At 51.3% G+C, this 18,881-nt stretch carries 23 protein-coding genes and 7 tRNA genes; 11 read left to right on the top strand and 19 right to left on the bottom strand.

Features of this window, described 5'->3' with window-relative positions; translation table 11 throughout:
• Positions 1-3: 3 nt before the first annotated feature.
• The 17 genes from FGQ86_RS01410 to fba form a co-directional block, all read right to left on the bottom strand.
• Positions 4-666 (bottom strand): TrkA family potassium uptake protein, encoded by a 663-nt coding sequence (locus tag FGQ86_RS01410; protein WP_033124697.1) that lies wholly within the window; start codon positions 664-666, stop codon positions 4-6.
• A 16-nt stretch (positions 667-682) separates the two neighbouring features.
• On the bottom strand, positions 683-1,996 hold the full coding sequence (locus tag FGQ86_RS01405) for a potassium transporter TrkG (protein ID WP_138302782.1): 1,314 nt from the start codon (positions 1,994-1,996) through the stop codon (positions 683-685).
• Positions 1,997-2,024: 28 nt separating this feature from the next.
• Positions 2,025-2,459 carry a hypothetical protein gene (locus FGQ86_RS01400; RefSeq protein WP_138302781.1) on the bottom strand — a complete coding sequence of 145 codons (435 nt, stop codon included), beginning with the start codon at positions 2,457-2,459 and terminating at the stop codon, positions 2,025-2,027.
• Positions 2,460-2,617: 158 nt separating this feature from the next.
• A tRNA-Leu gene (locus FGQ86_RS01395) sits at positions 2,618-2,697 on the bottom strand.
• Between the two features lie 39 nt (positions 2,698-2,736).
• Positions 2,737-2,809 (bottom strand) — tRNA-Lys (locus tag FGQ86_RS01390).
• 10 nt (positions 2,810-2,819) lie between these two features.
• Positions 2,820-2,891 (bottom strand) — tRNA-Gln (locus FGQ86_RS01385).
• An 18-nt stretch (positions 2,892-2,909) separates the two neighbouring features.
• Positions 2,910-2,983: transfer RNA gene (locus tag FGQ86_RS01380), tRNA-His, on the bottom strand.
• A gap of 96 nt (positions 2,984-3,079) precedes the next feature.
• Positions 3,080-3,153, bottom strand: a tRNA-Arg gene (locus FGQ86_RS01375).
• A 42-nt stretch (positions 3,154-3,195) separates the two neighbouring features.
• A tRNA-Gly gene (locus FGQ86_RS01370) sits at positions 3,196-3,266 on the bottom strand.
• 11 nt (positions 3,267-3,277) lie between these two features.
• Positions 3,278-3,352: transfer RNA gene (locus FGQ86_RS01365), tRNA-Pro, on the bottom strand.
• Between the two features lie 108 nt (positions 3,353-3,460).
• Complete coding sequence (locus FGQ86_RS01360) at positions 3,461-3,943, bottom strand: metallophosphoesterase (protein WP_138302780.1); 483 nt, start codon at positions 3,941-3,943, stop codon at positions 3,461-3,463.
• 30 nt (positions 3,944-3,973) lie between these two features.
• Positions 3,974-4,600 (bottom strand): RdgB/HAM1 family non-canonical purine NTP pyrophosphatase, encoded by a 627-nt coding sequence (gene rdgB / locus FGQ86_RS01355; protein WP_138302779.1) that lies wholly within the window; start codon positions 4,598-4,600, stop codon positions 3,974-3,976.
• A gap of 2 nt (positions 4,601-4,602) precedes the next feature.
• Positions 4,603-5,766, bottom strand: a complete 1,164-nt coding sequence (locus FGQ86_RS01350) for a class I SAM-dependent RNA methyltransferase (RefSeq protein WP_138302778.1) — start codon at positions 5,764-5,766, stop codon at positions 4,603-4,605.
• A 115-nt stretch (positions 5,767-5,881) separates the two neighbouring features.
• Entirely contained in the window at positions 5,882-6,097 is a 216-nt protein-coding gene (locus tag FGQ86_RS01345; RefSeq protein WP_138302777.1) for a hypothetical protein, read from the bottom strand.
• 277 nt (positions 6,098-6,374) lie between these two features.
• Positions 6,375-6,854 (bottom strand): DUF1700 domain-containing protein, encoded by a 480-nt coding sequence (locus tag FGQ86_RS01340; protein ID WP_138302776.1) that lies wholly within the window; start codon positions 6,852-6,854, stop codon positions 6,375-6,377.
• A gap of 157 nt (positions 6,855-7,011) precedes the next feature.
• Positions 7,012-9,123 carry a glutamine synthetase III gene (locus FGQ86_RS01335; protein WP_138302775.1) on the bottom strand — a complete coding sequence of 704 codons (2,112 nt, stop codon included), beginning with the start codon at positions 9,121-9,123 and terminating at the stop codon, positions 7,012-7,014.
• A gap of 104 nt (positions 9,124-9,227) precedes the next feature.
• Positions 9,228-10,091 (bottom strand): class II fructose-1,6-bisphosphate aldolase, encoded by an 864-nt coding sequence (gene fba, locus FGQ86_RS01330; RefSeq protein ID WP_033124688.1) that lies wholly within the window; start codon positions 10,089-10,091, stop codon positions 9,228-9,230.
• A 370-nt stretch (positions 10,092-10,461) separates the two neighbouring features.
• Between fba and FGQ86_RS01325 the strand changes: the two genes are divergently transcribed.
• From FGQ86_RS01325 to FGQ86_RS01275, 11 genes are all read left to right on the top strand, one after another.
• Entirely contained in the window at positions 10,462-10,839 is a 378-nt protein-coding gene (locus FGQ86_RS01325) for a GntR family transcriptional regulator (protein WP_076776053.1), read from the top strand.
• Positions 10,839-11,702, top strand: a complete 864-nt coding sequence (locus FGQ86_RS01320; RefSeq protein ID WP_076776056.1) for an ABC transporter ATP-binding protein — start codon at positions 10,839-10,841, stop codon at positions 11,700-11,702. The genes FGQ86_RS01325 and FGQ86_RS01320 overlap by 1 nt, the downstream gene beginning before the upstream one ends.
• Positions 11,699-12,343, top strand: coding sequence for an ABC-2 transporter permease (locus FGQ86_RS01315; protein ID WP_138302774.1), 645 nt, complete (start codon positions 11,699-11,701; stop codon positions 12,341-12,343). Before FGQ86_RS01320 ends, FGQ86_RS01315 begins: the two co-directional genes overlap by 4 nt.
• A gap of 154 nt (positions 12,344-12,497) precedes the next feature.
• The gene (locus FGQ86_RS16565; protein WP_279230569.1) at positions 12,498-12,632 is read left to right on the top strand and encodes a hypothetical protein; all 135 of its coding nucleotides are present in this window, start codon (positions 12,498-12,500) and stop codon (positions 12,630-12,632) included.
• A gap of 105 nt (positions 12,633-12,737) precedes the next feature.
• Positions 12,738-13,154 (top strand): pyridoxamine 5'-phosphate oxidase family protein, encoded by a 417-nt coding sequence (locus FGQ86_RS01310; protein WP_087213563.1) that lies wholly within the window; start codon positions 12,738-12,740, stop codon positions 13,152-13,154.
• 593 nt (positions 13,155-13,747) lie between these two features.
• Positions 13,748-14,146, top strand: coding sequence for a plasmid mobilization relaxosome protein MobC (gene mobC, locus FGQ86_RS01305; RefSeq protein ID WP_138302773.1), 399 nt, complete (start codon positions 13,748-13,750; stop codon positions 14,144-14,146).
• On the top strand, positions 14,118-15,743 hold the full coding sequence (locus FGQ86_RS01300; RefSeq protein ID WP_138302772.1) for a relaxase/mobilization nuclease domain-containing protein: 1,626 nt from the start codon (positions 14,118-14,120) through the stop codon (positions 15,741-15,743). Before mobC ends, FGQ86_RS01300 begins: the two co-directional genes overlap by 29 nt.
• On the top strand, positions 15,733-16,119 hold the full coding sequence (locus FGQ86_RS01295; RefSeq protein ID WP_138302771.1) for a cysteine-rich VLP domain-containing protein: 387 nt from the start codon (positions 15,733-15,735) through the stop codon (positions 16,117-16,119). The genes FGQ86_RS01300 and FGQ86_RS01295 overlap by 11 nt, the downstream gene beginning before the upstream one ends.
• Before the next feature lie 112 nt (positions 16,120-16,231).
• Positions 16,232-16,990 (top strand): phage replisome organizer N-terminal domain-containing protein, encoded by a 759-nt coding sequence (locus FGQ86_RS01285; protein WP_138302770.1) that lies wholly within the window; start codon positions 16,232-16,234, stop codon positions 16,988-16,990.
• A complete protein-coding gene (locus FGQ86_RS01280) occupies positions 16,987-17,829 on the top strand; it encodes an ATP-binding protein (protein WP_138302769.1) in 843 nt (280 codons plus the stop codon). Before FGQ86_RS01285 ends, FGQ86_RS01280 begins: the two co-directional genes overlap by 4 nt.
• Before the next feature lie 14 nt (positions 17,830-17,843).
• Positions 17,844-18,038 (top strand): transposon-encoded TnpW family protein, encoded by a 195-nt coding sequence (locus FGQ86_RS01275; protein WP_138302768.1) that lies wholly within the window; start codon positions 17,844-17,846, stop codon positions 18,036-18,038.
• Between the two features lie 65 nt (positions 18,039-18,103).
• Here the strand turns inward: FGQ86_RS01275 and FGQ86_RS01270 are convergent, their stop codons facing one another.
• Both FGQ86_RS01270 and FGQ86_RS01265 read right to left on the bottom strand, forming a co-directional pair.
• Positions 18,104-18,295, bottom strand: coding sequence for a helix-turn-helix transcriptional regulator (locus FGQ86_RS01270; RefSeq protein ID WP_171031487.1), 192 nt, complete (start codon positions 18,293-18,295; stop codon positions 18,104-18,106).
• A gap of 1 nt (position 18,296) precedes the next feature.
• Positions 18,297-18,587: a hypothetical protein gene (locus tag FGQ86_RS01265; protein ID WP_138302766.1), complete on the bottom strand. Its 291-nt coding sequence runs from the start codon at positions 18,585-18,587 to the stop codon at positions 18,297-18,299.
• Positions 18,588-18,881: the final 294 nt, after the last annotated feature.

Raw genomic sequence — 18,881 nt, 5'->3', positions numbered from 1 at the left:
TGTTTACAGGCTTTCCTCAAATGTATTGATATTGTCAGCCTTTCCGATGACTACGATGATGTCGCCGTCCTTAAGCTGGTAATCAGGCTGCACCTCTATGGTAGTCTCGCTGCCGCTCTCTATGGCAATGATGTTCAGGCCGTATTTCCGCCGGAGCTGGATCTGCTCCACGGTTTTTCCCACCATCCTCTCCGGGATGCGGATCTGTGTGATCTGCACGCTGTGGTCCAGGGGGATATAGTCCAGGAAATTCCCGGACAGAAGCCGGCGTCCCAGACGCAGTGCCATATCCCGCTCCGGGTAGACCACCTCGGCGCCCAGCTTTTTCAGCACAGCGCCCTGCTCCGGCGACAGCGCCTTGGCGATGACCCTGGGAACTCCCATCTCTATCACGCTCATGGTAGTCAGGACGCTGACATCCACCTTCTCGCCAATGCAGACGATGACCACGTCGCAGTTGTGGATACCCGCTTCCCTCAGCGCCTCCATGCTCAGGTCATTTGTCACAAAGGCATAGTCTGTATAATTTCGCATTTCCCGTATGGAGCTCTCCTCCCGGTCCATGACGATGACGTCATTGTCGGACTCTGCCAGCGTCACGGCAAGTGCCATGCCGAAGCGTCCCAGACCAATGACTCCGTATGTTAATTTCGATTTTTTCCTCATGATTTTTTCTCCTCTATCAGCCGATGGCAATATTCTCCTCTGAGTAGCGTATCTTCGGTTCCGGATGGCTGATCCAGATAGTGAGGAGCGTAAACGCTCCCAGTCTTCCGATAAACATGACAAAGATAATGACGATCTTGGCCGCCACACTTAAGCCAGGCGTGATGCCCGTGGAAAGTCCTACCGTTCCAAAAGCGGACACCACCTCAAAGAACACCTGGATAAACGTGCGGTCCGGCTCCAGCACACACAGAAGGAAGGTGGCCACGCACACCACCATCATGGACAGCACAGTGATCATGCTGGCTTTTGAAATATTCTGCCGGGAAATACTTCTCCGGAACGCGCAGACATTTTTCTTCACACATGCGCTCCTGGCCGCCTGGAACAGCACAAAGAAGGTGCTGGTCTTGATACCGCCTCCGGTGGATCCCGGCGAAGCGCCGATGAACATGAGCACGCACAGGACGAAAAGTCCGGCGTTCGTGAAATCTCCGATGGCATAGGTGGAAAATCCCGCCGTCCTGGCCGACACGCTCTGGAAAAACGCTCCCAGCCAGGAAATATCCTCCGTGGCCTTTAAAAGCAGCGTGCCTGCGATGATCAGCACAATGCTTGTGGAGATGACCACCTTGGAGTGGAAGGACAGCTTTTTAAAGCACCTTTTCTTTGCAATGTCCATAATGACCAGAAAGCCCAGGCCGCCGAATATGATCAGCCCGGCCGTGGTCAGGTTCAGAAGGACGCTGTCCTGGTAAATGGTCAGGTTCCGAAGGCCTCCCAGGATGTCAAATCCCGAGTTGTTGAAGGCCGCGATGGAGTGGAAAATGCTGATCCCCACCGCGTGGAGCGGCTCATGGTCCCGACTGAACACAGGGTAGCTTAAGATAGCCCCGGCCGCCTCAAAGAGAAGCGTCATCAGGAGGACAGACCGTATGAGGCGCACCATCCCCTTGTAACTATCCACGTTCAGGGCTTCCTTCACGAGAAGCCTTGTCTTGATACTCACCCGCTTTCCTGCCGCCAGCATCAGTCCCACGCCCACCGAGGTCACTCCCAGGCCGCCGACCTGTATCAGCAGAGCCACCAGTCCCTGCCCGAAGGCCGTAAAATGGTCCGCCGTGTCAATGGCGATCAGCCCCGTCACACAGACAGCGCTTGTGGATGTAAACAGCGCGTCGATGAAGGATACATGCGCTCCGTCCTTCACGGATACAGGCAGACACAAAAGCACGGCCCCCAGAAGGATCACTGAGGCAAAGCCTATCGCTATCAGCCGCCCGGCAGGCTGTCTCTTAAAAAATCCGATAAGTGTTATTCTGCTTTTCATTTTTTACTCCTGTTTTCTGCAAGTGATGTCACATTGTCAGCAAAACAGCTTCTCTCTTTTTTCCATCTTTCTGATACAGGATAAATAGATCGCACAGAAACCGTGCAGGAAGATATGGGTCTGGTTTCAGGAGCACCGCCTTTTTCCTCATGCGGGCGCACAGGAACAAAGCTGCCAGAGCAGGACAGCACAGCCATGTCAGCCACTGCCCTCTGCCAGCGCCATGCTTTGTCCGCCCTGCCGTACTTACCAGGGTTCCCCCCGTCTTATGACTCGCGCTGTCGTCCAGACACACGTCATACAGGCTCATCCCGCAGGAGTTGTCTATATGACAGATGCCGGCGTGTGTGACGGTGGGCGGTACATCTGAAGCCTCTCCTCTTAGAAAAAGGCTGGAAGGCGCGGCCACACAGATGATGGCCATTGCTATAATCAACATGACTGTTCTGAGTTTGCGGTGCATCTTTTACAGCCCTCTCTTACAAGAAATTTTACATTCATTTCACAGTAGCAAACAATATTTCTTATATCATTAATTGTCCCGGCTGTCAAGCACCAGAAAAGAGAAGCGGCCGGGCGCTGCTTTTCGCAGCATCCGACCGCTTCCCGAACAAAAATACATGCGGATGACAGGAATCGAACCTGCACACCGAAGTACCAGATCCTAAGTCTGGCGCGTCTGCCAGTTCCGCCACATCCGCAGGATGAAAAAACACGCAGCCTTTTTAGCTGCGTGTCAGTGAGCGTGCGGGGATTCGAACCCCGGACAACTTGATTAAAAGTCAAGTGCTCTACCACCTGAGCTACACGCCCATACATAAAACTGGGCTAGTTGGATTCGAACCAACGAATGCAGGAGTCAAAGTCCTGTGCCTTACCGCTTGGCGATAGCCCAATAGCCCTTTCGGGTAAAGGTGGATACAGGGATTCGAACCCTGGGCCTCCAGAGCCACAATCTGGCGCGCTAACCAACTGCGCTATACCCACCATATACTATTATCTCCATACACCAGGCCTCTTATCAAGGCATTATGGACCGACCCGCCACAACCATGACACATGTCCTGTCTGTGAACGTGTCAACGAGCCTGGGGGGATTCGAACCCTCGACCTACGGCTTAGAAGGCCGTTGCTCTATCCAGCTGAGCTACAGACTCAAATACAGTTCTCAAGGCTTGTCCGTGTAACTGCCCCAAGAAAGCGGGTGATGGGAATCGAACCCACGTATCCAGCTTGGAAGGCTGGTGTTCTACCATTGAACTACACCCGCATATGTGATGATCGGGGTGACAGGATTTGAACCTGCGACCTCCTGGTCCCAAACCAGGCGCTCTAGCCAAGCTGAGCCACACCCCGAGGCCTATTCACTTGTGCGCACTCACGTGGCACGAGAATAATTATATCTGAACCTTCTTCCGATGTCAACAACTTTTTTTATTTTTTCATCCGGATCCGATAACAGCCTCACACAAGGTATCTTATCTCATAGAATGCTCTGCCCTCCGGGTCCATCTCCATCATAATATAACTGGGTTTTCTCCCCTTCTGCCTGGGGTAGGAGATACTGCCCGGATTCAGTGTCACAAGGTCCGCTTCTATCGTGAGGGCAGGCATGTGGGTGTGGCCGTACATGACAATGTCTGCTCCCCGGCCTCTCGCCTCCGCCTTCAGCTTGTCCTCATTCATTCCAACAAAGTAGCCATGCCCGTGGGTGATAAAGACATGGTGATCCCCGATGAAAAATTCTTCCTCCCAGGGCAGATCGGAGAAGAAGTCATTGTTTCCGCTCACCATATGCACCGGACAGCCGGCTATCGCCTCAATATAGTCCGCTCTCCCTTCCACATCACCCAGATGGATCAGCATATCGATGGGTCCCTCCATCTGCAGCACTCTTTCCAGATTTCCATGGGCCTTGTGTGTATCACTTACGATCAGTATCCTCATTTGACCATTCCTTCTCCAACTATTCTGTGCCTACCGGCCTTCCTCCAGCCGCTCTTCCATGATCCTGCGCATCTTTCTCAGCCCCTCGCCCCGGTGGCTGAGAGAATTCTTTTTCTCCGGGGACAGCTGGGCGCTTGTACAGCCGTACTCCGGCAGGAAGAAGATTGGATCATAGCCAAACCCGTTCCCTCCTGCGATCTCATGGCCGATGCGTCCCTCCATCGTTCCCCGCACCACTTCCTCCGTGCCGTCAGGAAAAGCGGCGGCAATGGCACATACAAAGCGGGCGGTTCTCTCCTCGTCCGGCACGCCTTCCAGTCTTTCAAGCAGCGCATTGTTCTTGATATCGTAGGATGTGTCCGTTCCCATATAGCGGGCGGAGTAAATACCCGGCTCCTTGTTCAGGTGATCGATCTCCAGTCCTGAGTCGTCAGCCAGGATAACCGCATCTTTGTTCTCCTCCATCCCGGCGGCAATGCTGCGCACTGCTCTGGCCTTGATCAGGGCGTTCTCCTCAAAGGTGGTCCCGTTTTCTTCCGGATCTGCCTGGATCCCCGCCTCCTTCTGGGACAGGATCTCCATGCCAAGGTCTGACAGGATCTGCCGGATCTCCACCATTTTATTCTCATTGCCTGTGGCAAATATAATCTTTTTCATCTTCAGTCTGCTCCTTTTCCTGCATCTTTCCTGGGAGGTTTTGGCCCCGGAAACTGATAAAAATACGTCTTCAGCATTCCATTATATATCTTCCGGTTCTTCTGCGCCTTTCTGCCAAAATACCGCTCCGCATCCTCATAGCTGGTGATCATGTAGGCTGACCAGCTGTCCAGCCTTTTAAAGCTCTCCCCAAATGCACGGTACAGATCCGGAAGGTCCCTCTTGTCCTCCAGTCTCTCCCCGTAGGGCGGGTTTGTGATGACAAAGCCGTACTTTTTCGGATGCCGCAGATCCCTCACATCCCTCTCCTGAAAATGGATCAGGTGATCCACTCCCGCCTCCCGGGCATTTCGTCTGGCTACTTTGATGACAGAGCTGTCAATGTCATATCCCTGTATATCCGTCTCAATCTCAGTCCGCACCCGGGATGCAGCCTCGTCCACCGCATCGTACCAGGCTCTCCTTGGGATCAGATTTGTCCACTCTTCCGCCGTGAAGGAACGGTTCATGCCCGGCGCGATATCTGCCGCCATCATGGCCGCTTCAATGGGGAAAGTCCCGCTGCCGCAAAAAGGGTCCACCAGGATCCGGTCGCCCCTCCAGGGAGTCAGCATGATCAGGGCAGCCGCCAGCGTCTCCGTAATAGGCGCCTTTCCCGACACTTCCCTGTATCCTCTCTTGTGAAGCGATACCCCGGAGGTGTCGATCCCTACAGTGACCACGTCTTTCTTGAGAAAGACCCGCAGGGGGTAAGAGGCTCCATCCTCTTTAAACCAGTCCGTGCGGTAGTGCTCCTGCAGCCTCCGGACCATGGCTTTCTTCATGATGGACTGGATATCCGAGGGGCTGAACAGCCGGCTCTTCACTGACGCCGCCTTGGCCACCCAGAATTTTCCATCAGAGGGTATGTATCTCTCCCAGGGGATCTCCCGGGTCCTTTCAAAGAGCTCATCAAAAGTCTCCGCCTTGAATTCCCCGGCCTTAAGAAGCACTCTCTCCGCAGTCCGCAGGAAAATATTTGCCCTGCTGATGCCTGCCATATCCGCATAAAAAGTCACTCTGCCGTCTTCCGTCCCGGAAATCTCATATCCCAGATCCTGTATCTCTCTTTTCAGCACTGCTTCCAGGCCGAAATGACAGGGGGCGATCAGTTCTATTCTATCCATATCTCTCTCCATCTCTCTATCTTTAACTTACATCTTATGGTCAAAAAAGAATTTTGTCAATGCAAAAGCGGAGATCCCTCGCGAGATCTCCGCCCTTGTCCTGTCTGACAGCCATCTAGTAGTTGTCTGTTGTGTCACTGTAATTGTAGCTGTCTGTCGTCTGGTTCCTGGATGCGTTTTTGCCGGATGCATTTTTTCCAGCTGTGTTTTTTGTAGACGCATTTTTGTCGTTGGCATTTCGGGAAGCGTTTTTGCTGTACCCATTCTTTTTGGACTCATATGCGTTTTCAGAATTTCCCATGTTGTTTGAATGATTACAATTCTTTGCCATATTTCATTCCTCCTGTTCATTTGGTACACAGTTAGTGTGTCCGAAAACAGCCTTTCTATGTGTCCATTTATATATTAAGTTTTTTTTAATTTTTTTCTTGCTTTTTCCAGTGCAGTATATTATACTTATGCATGTAGAAAGAATACTTTCTACAACCCCTTATTAATTATTTATACTCCCCTCAAAAGACCGATGGCTCCCCCATCGGTCTTTTACCTTTGTCTTTTTATTTTCTCGCTTTTCTGCGCCGTCTCCTCTTTTCCAGTTCAAGGATCTGTCACCGCCTCACCCCGCCGATCAGCCGGATGATCAGCACGATCACCAGCACCGGCACGAGAATCGGCATCAGCAGGGAGAAGATCCCCCCGATCACTGCGATCACCAGCAGAAATACGCCGATAATCCCCAGAACAAGAAGCAATCTTTTCCACCAGGTTCCGAAAGCGGAAAATCCGCCTCCCTCCCCTCTGCCCTGGTAGCCGCCGCTCTTTTCCCGGCTCTTGTTTTCCTGGCCTCTTCCCGAAGCCGTCTCATAGGCTGTCTGGGCTCCCAGCCCGTCCCCGGACATGCCGATGACGGAGCGGGCGATCACCCAGGGATCACCCAGCTCTGCGATCACATCGCTCTCCGGCCTTCCCTTCGCCGTCTCTTCTATAATATAGGAATTGTAATAATCCACATTTTCCTGCACAGTCCTGTGGTCCAGTTCACTCTCCAGCGCCTGCCTGAGTTTTGCCAGAAATTCCTGTCTTGTCATTCACCTGTCCTCCTGCCCTTTTATTCCATGCGCGCCGCGGCTCTTCCCTGGCGCAAAATACCCTGCACCTAGAATAGCATATCTGTCCCTCTATTCCAAGTGCAGGGTTATGAACATTTTATTATAACTTTATTAAGTATGAAGCGCCCTTTTCTTTCTATACCTCAAACATGAGATCGCCGTAGGATGGCATAGGCCACGCTTCTTTGTCCACGATCATTTCCAGCTCATCTACCGGCGCACGGAGCGCTTCCATAGCCGGGAACACCGTATCGTGGTAGAATCTGGCCTGGATCTCGCCCTCTTCCATGGACGCCGCCGACTCAGTCTCCTTCACCAGAACATCCAGCGCTTTCTTGGTCTGCACAAGAAGGTCTGAGATCTCTCCCAGAAGCTGCGTCTGTACAACCGGCTCCGCTCCCGCCTCTCTCACAGAGTTCACAGTATCTGCCAGTGTCTTTGTGTACTTGATGATGGCCGGGATGATCTGCTTGCTGGCCATATCGATCATAGTCCTTGCTTCTATATTAATAGCCTTTGCGTAATTCTCATACTTGATCTCCGCACGGGACTCAAGCTCTGCTCTTGTGAATACGTGGTATCTTTCAAACAGAGTGATAGTATCCTCCGTCACCAGGGCTGGGATAGCCTCCACCATAGAACGGATATTGGGAAGCCCTCTTCTTTCCGCCTCCGCAATCCACTCATCCGAGTAGCCGTTTCCGTTGAAGACGATGCGGTAGTGCTCTGTGGCATACTGTTTGATCAGATCATGGACTGCCTTCTCAAAGTCATCCGCCTTTTCCAGGATATCGCAGGCTTTGGCAAATGCATCCGCCACGATAGTGTTGAGCACGATGTTGGAGCCTGCCACAGAGTCTCTGGAGCCCACCATACGGAACTCAAACTTGTTGCCTGTAAACGCAAACGGAGAGGTCCTGTTTCTGTCGGACGTATCTTTGGCAAGATCCGGAAGGGTCCGCACACCGGTCTGCAGTTTCCCGGTATTCAGGCTGTGGGTAGCCTCCCCTGTCATGATCAGCTGCTCCAGCACATCCTCCAGCTGCTCTCCTAAAAAGACAGAGATAATGGCCGGAGGTGCCTCGTTGGCTCCCAGTCTGTGATCATTGCCCGGGTCTGCCGCTGACTCCCGCAGAAGAGCCGCATGCTCGTCCACCGCTTTCAGGATACAGGTGAGAACAAGCAGGAACTGGATATTCTCGTGGGGTGTCTTGCCCGGATCCAGCAGGTTCTTGCCCTCGTCCGTTGTGAGGGACCAGTTATTGTGCTTGCCGGAGCCGTTGACGCCGGCAAATGGCTTCTCGTGGAGAAGGCATTTCATACCGTGCTCGGAGGCAATCCGCTTCAGGGTCTGCATAACAATCTGGTTGTGATCCACCGCCACATTGGCCTTGGCGTAGATGGGGGCCAGCTCATGCTGGGCCGGCGCCACCTCATTGTGCTGTGTCTTGGCTGTCACGCCCATCTTCCAGAGTTCTTCATTGACATCCTTCATAAAAGACGCGATCCGCTGTCGTATGGTGCCGAAATAATGGTCGTCCAGCTCCTGTCCCTTGGGCGGCATAGCTCCAAAGAGCGTGCGCCCGGTGTAGATCAGGTCCTTTCTCTCGTGGAACTTCCTGGCATCTACCAGGAAGTATTCCTGCTCCGCGCCCACAGAGGGTGTTACCTTCTTAGCTGTCGTGTTGCCGAACAGACGGATCAGACGCAGAGACTGTTCATTGATAGCCTCCATAGAGCGGAGGAGCGGAGTCTTCTGGTCCAAAGCCTCCCCCGTGTAGGAACAGAAGGCCGTGGGGATACACAGAGTCGCTCCCGCCGCATCCTTCCTCACAAAAGCCGGGGACGTGCAGTCCCAGGCCGTGTAGCCTCTCGCCTCAAAGGTAGCCCGCAGACCGCCTGACGGGAAGGAAGATGCATCCGGCTCTCCCTTGATCAGCTCCTTGCCCGAAAAACTCATCAGCACCTTGCCGCTCTCCATGGGAGCGGAGATAAAGGAATCATGTTTCTCCGCCGTGGTTCCCGTCAGCGGCTGGAACCAGTGGGTGTAATGGGTTGCTCCCTTCTCAATGGCCCACTCTTTCATCTCATGGGCAATGACGTCCGCAGTGGCAAGGTCAAGTTCCTTGCCGTCCTCGATCATCTTTTTCAGATCTTTATAGACTTTCTTTGGCAGTCGCTCCTGCATGGTAGCGTCATCAAAGACATTTTCTCCAAAGATCTCCGCAATATTAATCAATTCGCTCATATTTTACCCTGTATCCTTTCTTTCCCTGTATGACCAGAAAAAGGTACTCCGGCCCTCACCGGACCGGAACACCTTCGCTCTTCTTCCTATATGGCCGGCTCTTCTTAGGCTTTGCCTACGGAACCGAATAACTCCATCTTCTCTTTTACAGTTGCCATGATCGCGTCTGCGCCCGGTTTCAGAAGCTTGCGGGGATCGTAGCCCTTGCCCTCAAGATCCTTGCCTGCCTCGATGTATTTGCGTGTAGCGTCAGCAAAGGAGAGCTGGCACTCTGTGTTTACATTGATCTTCGCAACGCCAAGGCTGATGGCCTTCTTGATCATATCCTCCGGGATACCTGTGCCGCCGTGAAGTACGAGAGGCATCTTGCCTGTCAGCTTCTGGATGGCGTCCAGAGTCTCAAAGCTGAGTCCCTGCCAGTTTGCCGGATATTTTCCGTGGATGTTTCCGATGCCGGCTGCCAGCATAGTAACGCCCAGGTCAGCGATCATCTTGCACTCCTGGGGATCTGCGCACTCGCCCATTCCCACAACGCCGTCTTCCTCGCCGCCGATGGAGCCTACCTCTGCCTCCAGAGACAGTCCTTTCTCCGCGCATACGGCAACAAGCTCTTTTGTCTTAGCAACGTTCTCCTCGATGGGATAGTGGGAGCCGTCGAACATGATGGATGAAAATCCTGCCTCGATGCACTTGTAGCATCCCTCGTATGTTCCATGGTCCAGATGAAGGGCAACCGGAACTGTGATGTTCAGCTCCTCGATCATAGCCTTCACCATGGCAGCAACTGTCTTGAAACCTGTCATATATTTTCCTGCGCCCTCGGACACGCCCAGGATCACGGGAGATTTCAGCTCCTCTGCTGTCAGAAGGATGGATTTTGTCCACTCCAGATTGTTGATGTTGAACTGGCCTACTGCATAGTGGCCCTCTACTGCTTTTTCAAGCATCTCTTTTGCTGATACTAACATGATTGTCTCCTCCACTTCCTTAAATTATGCTGCGCAGCGTCATGTACCGCGCACAGCACAGACTTCGCTTTTTTTATTATAGCTCAATCCCATAAAAATGACAATCTTTTTTATCTGCACACTCCTGTCCGTGCCGCCGTTCATCCATATATGCAGAGATCCCGGGCTTTAATGCTCATGTGCCATAAAGTAACACACGAATTTGAAAGACAGCCATACACTATTCCATGTCCATATAAATTGCAAAAAGCAGACTGAACACAAGCGTTTGGCCTGATTTTTGTAATTTACCCTCTTGACATCTGTGCTTTTCCGTTTTATACTGTACTTGTAACAGCATAACACTAAAGAACGGAATGGTGGTGGGAATTTGGAGATAGTCGTAAGCAATAAGGCAAGCCGACCTTTATACGAGCAGATAGCGTCACAAATTAAAGCGGCAATTATGAGTGGTGAGTTAAAAGCTGGCGAAGCAATTCCGTCTGTAAGGTCATTGGCAAAGTCATTGCATATCAGCATTTTAACGGTTCAAAAGGCATACGCCACATTGCAAGAAGATGGCTTTATTGAAACGACCGCCGGAAAGGGTTGTTATGTATCAGCGCAAAATCAAGATTTCTATCTGGAAGAACAGCAGAAAAAGATAGAAGAAAAGTTTTCAGAAGCTATCGAGATTGCCCGCACAAGCGGAATATCTCTGGATAAGCTGGCAGAATTACTCACACTAATGTATCAGGAGGATGAATGATGGGCGATAATGTTTTGGAAATTCGAGAATTATCGAAAGATTACGGCGACTTTGTTCTTGACAAAGTAAGTTTTTCACTCCCCCGTGGTGTCATTATGGGGCTGATTGGAGAAAATGGTGCAGGAAAATCGACAACGATTAACTGTATCCTAAATGAAACACAAAAAACTGGTGGTAAAATACTCATTTTTGGTAAAGACCATATTTCAGATGAAATCGAAATTAAAGATAAGCTCGGCGTGGTTTTCGATGAAAATCATTTCCCTGACATCTTCACGGCAGAAGAAATCGGGAAGTTCATGTCTGGAATTTATTCCGGCTGGGATTGGCCGCTTTATCGCCAGCATCTCGAAAAATTTGAACTGCCGAAGGATAAAAAAATTAAAGACTTTTCCAAAGGCATGAAAGTGAAATTGGCATTTGCTGTGGCTCTGTCCCACAAGGCGGAACTGCTGATTTTGGACGAAGCAACCAGCGGACTTGACCCTATCATCCGTGATGATGTTTTAGATATGCTCATTGACTTTGTTCAAGATGAAAACCACTCCGTTTTAGTATCATCTCATATCACAAGTGATTTGGAAAAGGTGGCGGACTATATTACCTTTCTCCACAAAGGAAAATTGATTTTCACCCACGAAAAAGACGAACTGGTTGACAATTACGGCATTTTGAGCTGTGGTGCCGCTGTATTTGACACTCTGGATAAATCCGAAATCGTTGCTTACCGGAAAGAAGATTATCAGTTTAAGGTTCTGGTAAAAGACCGCAACAAGGCCGCAAAACAATATCCAAATGCAATCGTTGGCCCGGCCACGATTGAAGAAATCATGTTGTTCTATGTAAAGGGGGAAATGCAATGAAAGGTTTATTGACAAAAGACTTCCTGACAGTTAAGAAAAAATACGGAATTGCCCGTCTTATCATGGATCTCGCTATCATTGCTGCTTTGATGATTATTTTGGAGGGGGCTGGTTCCATTTATATTAGTTTCCTACTTGTTCCGCTGGAAGTTGCCTCTATGCTGATTATCCTTGCCAATTCTGATGAACAATGGAAATGGGGAAAATATGCGGTTGCGTTACCGCTCTCAAAAAAGCAGATTGTCAGTAGCCGTTATGCCTTTGCGGGGATTGCAGCAATCATCGGATTATGTGTTGCTCTTGCAGTAAACACGATTTCCTACTTCTGCTTTCCAGCATATCAGTTTGGTTTTTATTTGTTTATGTCTGTAGCTTCATTTTGTGTTGTCTTACTGTTCCTTGCCTTTATACTGCCCTCTAACTATTGGATGGGGGTCAATGCGGGATTTGCAGTGATGTTTATTCTAATCATACTGTTGGTAGTTTTAGGGATTTGGTCACGAGTAACAAACAATGCGATTATGGGCTTTGTTGTAGAGAATTTTGATTTGAGCATGATAATTGGATTTGTGAGTACAATCGTTATTTTCGCACTATCTTATGTTTTGTCGATTTCATTGTTCAAAAGGAAATATGCTTAAAGATAGCAAAGCCAGCCGAGCCAGTCAACGGTCAAGATGAACGGCGCACACGCGCCGCCGTTGACAGCCCCGCCCGCCTTTGCTGGTAGGCAATCAAGGGGCGACAGCAAGGAGTGCTGCCGCCCCGAACTATTATCAGAGAGGGGGAATTTCCATGACCGAAGATGAAGCCTACAAAGTACATATCCAGTACACCATTAACGCCTTTTGCAAGATTGTTATTCGGCACGCAGCCATAGATAAACTTTTTGAATCTGCGCCGGAGGTGGGAACGGGAAGTTTCCCTTGATTATCTGATGAATTTGGAATACGTTTAATAAAAACTCTGATGTAACTCTTTTGTTATCAAGAAATGGACGCAACAGAAATTGGAATTTGTATAGGAGATAACCTTATGAGAAAATTAAGCTCAGAAGCTGAAAAAATAATGATCGAACGTTTTGGAAAAGACACGGTGATTGCATTAGCAACGGTGGAACAAGAAATGCCATATGTGCGGAATGTAAATGCTTATTATGAGGATGGCTCATTTTATATTATTACATATGCACTTTCTAACAAAATAAAACAAATAGAAAAAAACCCAAATGTTGCAATAGCGAGTGACTGGTTTACTGCACATGGAAAGGGAAACAATTTAGGGTATTTTGGAAAAGAAGAAAATCGTATAATTGCTGAGAAACTGAAAATCGTTTTTGCCGAATGGATTGATAATGGGCATAATGATTTTGATGATGAAAACACCATAATTCTATGCGTGAAATTAACGGACGGACTGTTACTTTCACATGGAACAAGATATGAATTTTAAACTTCAAATCCTAATTTGTCGGGCCAACCTGACCTGAACTTACAAAACTGAATAACCGCCGCCCACCGGCGGCCAGCGAAAGCAGTAAGTCTGAAAAGATTTGCTGCTTTTTTGTTGTCCATTTGGCAAAATCGCAAAGTCACCCGTAGTAGATAGGTGAAGCCGGAAAAAAGCTGCCTGCCCCATTTGGCAAATTTCAAAACGCGGTGTTGTAGGGAGTGAAAGGAAAAATTCTCTGCCCCGCCGGTTGCCAAAATCCTGTTTCCCGAATTACTAAGGCAAAAGAAAATTTGAAAAAATCCCCGGACAGCGGGTAGCTGGCGGCCTTTCAAATGTATCTTTGGCGAAAGAAAAAAAGACCGCGCACAGCGGGCTGAAAGCCCCGCCCTGTTCGCTCTATGTACGGAAAAGCCCGGACAGGGGCAGTCTACGGCTTACAAAGAGCAAGTTTCTACCACGGTGCCAAAATCCGCAATTCTGCGGTTTTGTCCCTCGCGGGAAACTTGTTGGGGAGTGCCTTCCCCAAACCCTGCTATGCGGCTTGCGCCGCTTATCCCCGCCGCGCTCATGCGGCAAGAAAGGAGGTCACGACCATGCGAAAGAAATACAACACACCCCACCGCAGCCGCGTTGTGAAAACCCGGCTGTCCGAAGATGAATACGCCGACTTCACAGCGCGGCTTGCGCCCTATGGTATCAGCCAGTCCGAATTTCTCCGGCAGGCGATACGGCGGGCGACCATACGCCCCGTTATCCATGTTTCGGCGGTCAATGACGAACTGCTCTCCGCTGTCGGGAAGCTGGCCGCCGAGTACGGCAGGATCGGCGGCAACCTCAACCAGATTGCCCGGTATCTGAACGAGTACGGCGCACCCTACAACGCCCTCTCCGGCGAAGTACGCGCCGCCATAGCCGACCTTGCCGCCCTCAAGTATGAAGTCCTCAAGAAAGTAGGTGACGCGGTTGGCAACACTCAAGCATATCAACTCTAAAAACGCCGACTACGGAGCCGCCGAGCAATATCTTCTCTTTGAGCATGACGAGTTTACCATGAAGCCCGTCCTTGATGAAACCGGCAGGCTTATCCCCCGCGAGGACTACCGGCTGTCCACGCTGAACTGCGACGGGGAGGATTTTGCCGTTGCGTGTATGCGGGCAAATCTCCGCTATGGGAAGAACCAGCGGCGGGAAGATGTGAAAAGCCACCACTATATCATCAGCTTTGACCCACGGGACGGGCCGGACAACGGCTTGACCGTAGACCGGGCGCAGGAATTGGGCAAGAAGTTTTGCGCCGAGCATTTCCCCGGCCACCAAGCCCTTGTATGCACCCACCCGGACGGCCATAACCACAGCGGCAACATTCATGTGCATATCGTTATCAATTCGCTGCGGATAGAGGAAGTGCCGTTCCTGCCCTACATGGACAGGCCAGCCGATACGAAAGCCGGTTGCAAGCACCGCTGTACCGACGCGGCCTTGCGCTACTTCAAGTCCGAAATCATGGAGATGTGTCACCGGGAGGGGCTTTACCAAATCGACCTCTTGAACGGCAGCAAGAACCGCGTCACAGATCGGGAGTATTGGGCGCAGAAAAAGGGGCAGGCCGCGCTGGACAAGCAGAACGCCCCCATGATTGCAGGCGGTATCACGCCCCGGCAAACCAAGTTTGAAACGAACAAGGAGAAGCTGCGGCAGACTATACGGAAAGCCCTTGCCACCGCCGCCAGCTTTGACGAGTTTTCCTCTCTGCTGCTGCGGGAGGGCGTGAGCGTCAAGGAGAGCCGGGGGCGGCTGTCCTACCTCACGCCGGACAGGACGAAACCCATTACCGCCCGAAAGCTGGGCGACGATTTTGACCGCACCGCTGTCCTTGCCGTTTTGGAGCAGAACGCCGCCAGAGCCACAGAAAAGGCCGCGGCCATACCCGAATACCTCCGGCATGGGAAAACCGGCATACAGCCCACAAAAGCCCCACAAACCGCCCCGAAACAGGACGGTGTGCAGCGGCTTGTGGACATTGAGCAGAAAATGGCCGAGGGCAAAGGCCGGGGCTATGAACGCTGGGCGACCATGCACAACCTCAAACAAATGGCCGCGACGCTGAATGTGTATCAGGAATACGGCTTCACTTCCCCGGAGCAGTTAGAAGCCGCCGTTGATACCGCCTATCAGGAAATGCGCCAAACCAGCGGCGAACTGAAAGCGCTGGAAACCAAGCTACAAGGGAAAAAGGAGTTGCAGCAACAGGTACTTGCCTACGCCAAGACCAAGCCCACCCGCGACGGGCTGAAAGCGCAGAAATCCGAGAAAGCCCGCGCCGCCTACCGGCAGGCAAACGAGAGCGATTTTATCATAGCCGAAGCCGCCGCCCGGTATTTCAAGGCGCATGGCATTACCAAGCTGCCCGCCCGGAAAGCATTGCAGGCCGAGATCGAGCAGCTTATCTCCGAGAAAGACGGCCTGTATAACACCTATCACGAACAGAAACAGCGGTTCAAGGAGTTGCAGACCGTCAAGCGGAACATCGACCAGATTTTGCGCCGGGAGGAACCCCACCGCAGAAAGGAGCAGAGCCATGAGCGATAACCCGCCCCGCATGGACTACCGCCAGCACCGGCAGGCGCGGCGGCTGGTACATGAGTGCTGTAACTATGACGAGGGGAACTGCCTGCTGTTAGACGACGGGGAGCCTTGCGTGTGCGTCCAGAGCATTTCCCTTTCCCTCATGTGCCGCTGGTTCCGTGTGGCTGTCCTGCCCCTTGACGGGGAACTGGCCGCAGCCCTTTTGTACCGAGGGAGCCGGAAACGCTGCGCCGTCTGCGGGGCGGCCTTTGTCCCCAAATCCAACCGGGGAAAATACTGCCCCGACTGCGCCGGACGCATGAAGAAAATCAAAGCCGCCGAGAGGAAGCGGAAACAAAGGCAGAGATGTCACGCTTTAGAGCCTTTCAAACCCGCATAAATTAAGGCTTTTTTCGTGGGTGTCAAAGGGTACGCGATACATTTATCCTTTTCCCCCGGAAACGGCGTTCTAAATGCGTACAAACGCCCCAAATCCACCCAAAGGAGGAACCATGTCAGACAACCGAAAATACTACTACCTCAAGCTGAAAGAGAATTACTTTGACGAGGACGCTATCGTGCTGCTGGAAAGTATGCAGGACGGTATCCTCTATTCCAACATTCTCTTGAAACTGTACCTGAAATCGCTGAAAAACGGCGGGAAGTTGCAGCTTGATGAAAATATCCCCTACACCGCGCAGATGATTGCCACCATTACCCGCCAGCAAGTCGGCACCGTAGAGCGAGCCTTGCAGATTTTTATGAAGCTGGGGCTTGTGGAACCGTTACAGAATGGCGCGCTGTATATGAGCAACATTGAACTGCTGATCGGTCAATCCTCTACCGAGGGGGAGCGAAAACGGCGGGCAAGGCTGGCTTTGCAGGAGCAAAAAGCCTTGCCAAAGGCCGGGGCGGACAAATGTCCACCATATCAAGCGGACATTTGTCCACCAGAGATAGAGATAGAGAAAGAGATAGAGATAGAAAAAGAGAGAGAGCGAGAGTTAGATAAGGGACAGCCCGCCCGCGCCGCCTATGGCCGGTATGAAAATGTCTTTCTTTCGCAATCAGAACTGGACGGGCTGAAAGCAGACCTGCCAGACAAATGGAACTACTACATTGACCGGCTATCCTGCCATATCGCGTCCAGCGGCAAGCGATACCGCAGCCATGCCGCCACAATCTACAAATGGGCGCAGGAGGACGCAGCCAAGAAAGCCCCGAAAAAGGGCATACCAGACTACTCATGCAAGGAGGGCGAGAGTTTATGAAGAACGAAATCAACGCTGTTTTGGAGAATATGCCGACTGCCACCCCGGAGCCGGAGGACTACACCGGCGAGGACGGTTTACTGTACTGCGGCAAGTGCCGCAAACCGAAAGAAGCCTATTTTGCGCCGGATAAGGCCGCTATCTTTGGACGCGACCGCCACCCGGCAGAGTGCGACTGCCAGAGAGCCGCCCGCGAGGAACGGGAGGCCGCCGAGAAGCGGCGCAGGCACCTTGACACCGTGGAAGAACTGAAACGCCGTGGCTTTACCGACCCCACCATGCGGGACTGGACTTTTGAGAACGACAACGGCAGGAACCCGCAGGCCGGGATTGCCCGCCGGTATGTGGAACACTGGGAGGATATGCGAGCCGACAATATCGGCTGCCTGTTCTGGGGCGGCGTGGGAACCGGGAAAAGCTACCTTGCGGGCTGTATCGCAAACGCCCTCATGGAGAAAGAAATCCCCGTCCACATGACGAACTTTGCCCTTATCCTCAATGACCTTGCCGCCAGCTTCGAGGGCAGGAACGAATACATTTCCCGCCTTTGCCGCTATCCGCTGCTTATCCTTGACGACTTCGGCATGGAGCGCGGCACCGAGTACGGATTGGAACAGGTTTTCAATGTGATTGACAGCCGTTACCGCAGCGGCAAGCCGCTGATCGTCACGACCAACCTCACGCTGGACGACCTGCACAACCCAGAGGACACCGCCCATTCCCGGATTTATGACCGCCTGCTTTCCATGTGCGTCCCGGTACGCTTTACCGGCGACAACTTCCGGCAGGAAACCGCGCAGCGGAAAATGGAGAGCATGAAGAAACTGATTACCGACTGAAAGGAGTATTGCCTATGGCAGATAACAAGCAGCACGACCACCGCACCACCCGCCGCCCCGACTGCGTGACGGAAATCCGCATGGGCAATTCCGTCCTTGTCGTGTCCGGCTATTTCAAGAAAGATACCACGACCACCGCCGCCGATAAAATGGCGCGGGTACTGGAAGCGGAAGCCGCTGCTACACAGGAGCCAACTTATCCGGCGTGAGCCGGGGCATGGAAAAAGCGGCCATGCCGGGGAGCATGGCCGCTAAAAATACAATCGGTCAAATCTTATGAAGGTGTAAATAATTCATCAACGGTTACTTGTAATTCCTTTGCAAGGCAAAAGGCTAAAGCCAGCGTTGGGTCATATTTATTATTCTCTATTGCATTGACTGTTTGACGGGAAACACCACATTTTTTTGCTAATTCCTCTTGTGACAGACCTAATTCTTTCCGCTTATTCCGAATTGTGTTCTCCATATCAACCACCATGCTTTCGTCTATAATACATGAGAGCTATAAAGTACACGATAGCGGCAACTTCCAGTTGGATAAAAGGGTTTTGGGTCATGGGTTGCGCTCTTACAAAATTTTCAATGACACTCAATATGTTTGCCCCCACCATTGCAAGCAAGGTAAAAGAACTGGCTTTCCACGCAATGATTTGATTGCGTTCGTCTCCTGGTCTTAAAAGCGATACTAACATGATGATGTCTAATACGGGAAACACAACAAGAACAACTGCTAAAAAAATAATGGCTCCTACTGGCATAATACTTCGCTCCTTTCGATACTTAATCAATACAGAAGTGTCAAATACTTTTGACATTTTCATAATATCAGAGCGACAGAAAAATGTCAAGAGTTTTTGACATTTTTCTGGCTGTTTTTCGCCAGATATTCTTACAAGGAAAATCAATTATTTTGACAGACCATAAAGAAGCAGATTGGTCTATACAGACAGCCACCCCATGTGATATGATAATAATACGGAATAGTGGGGCTGGCTGTCGGAAACGGAGGATTTTATGTTAAGACAAGCCACCCAAAACCTCATTACCGCCCT

Source organism: Clostridium sp. BSD2780061688st1 H5 (assembly GCF_005845155.1).
Classification (GTDB): domain Bacteria; phylum Bacillota; class Clostridia; order Lachnospirales; family Lachnospiraceae; genus Claveliimonas; species Claveliimonas intestinigallinarum.
Note: the sequence above shows the minus strand (reverse complement) of the source record. Positions and strands in the feature narration are given on the sequence as shown.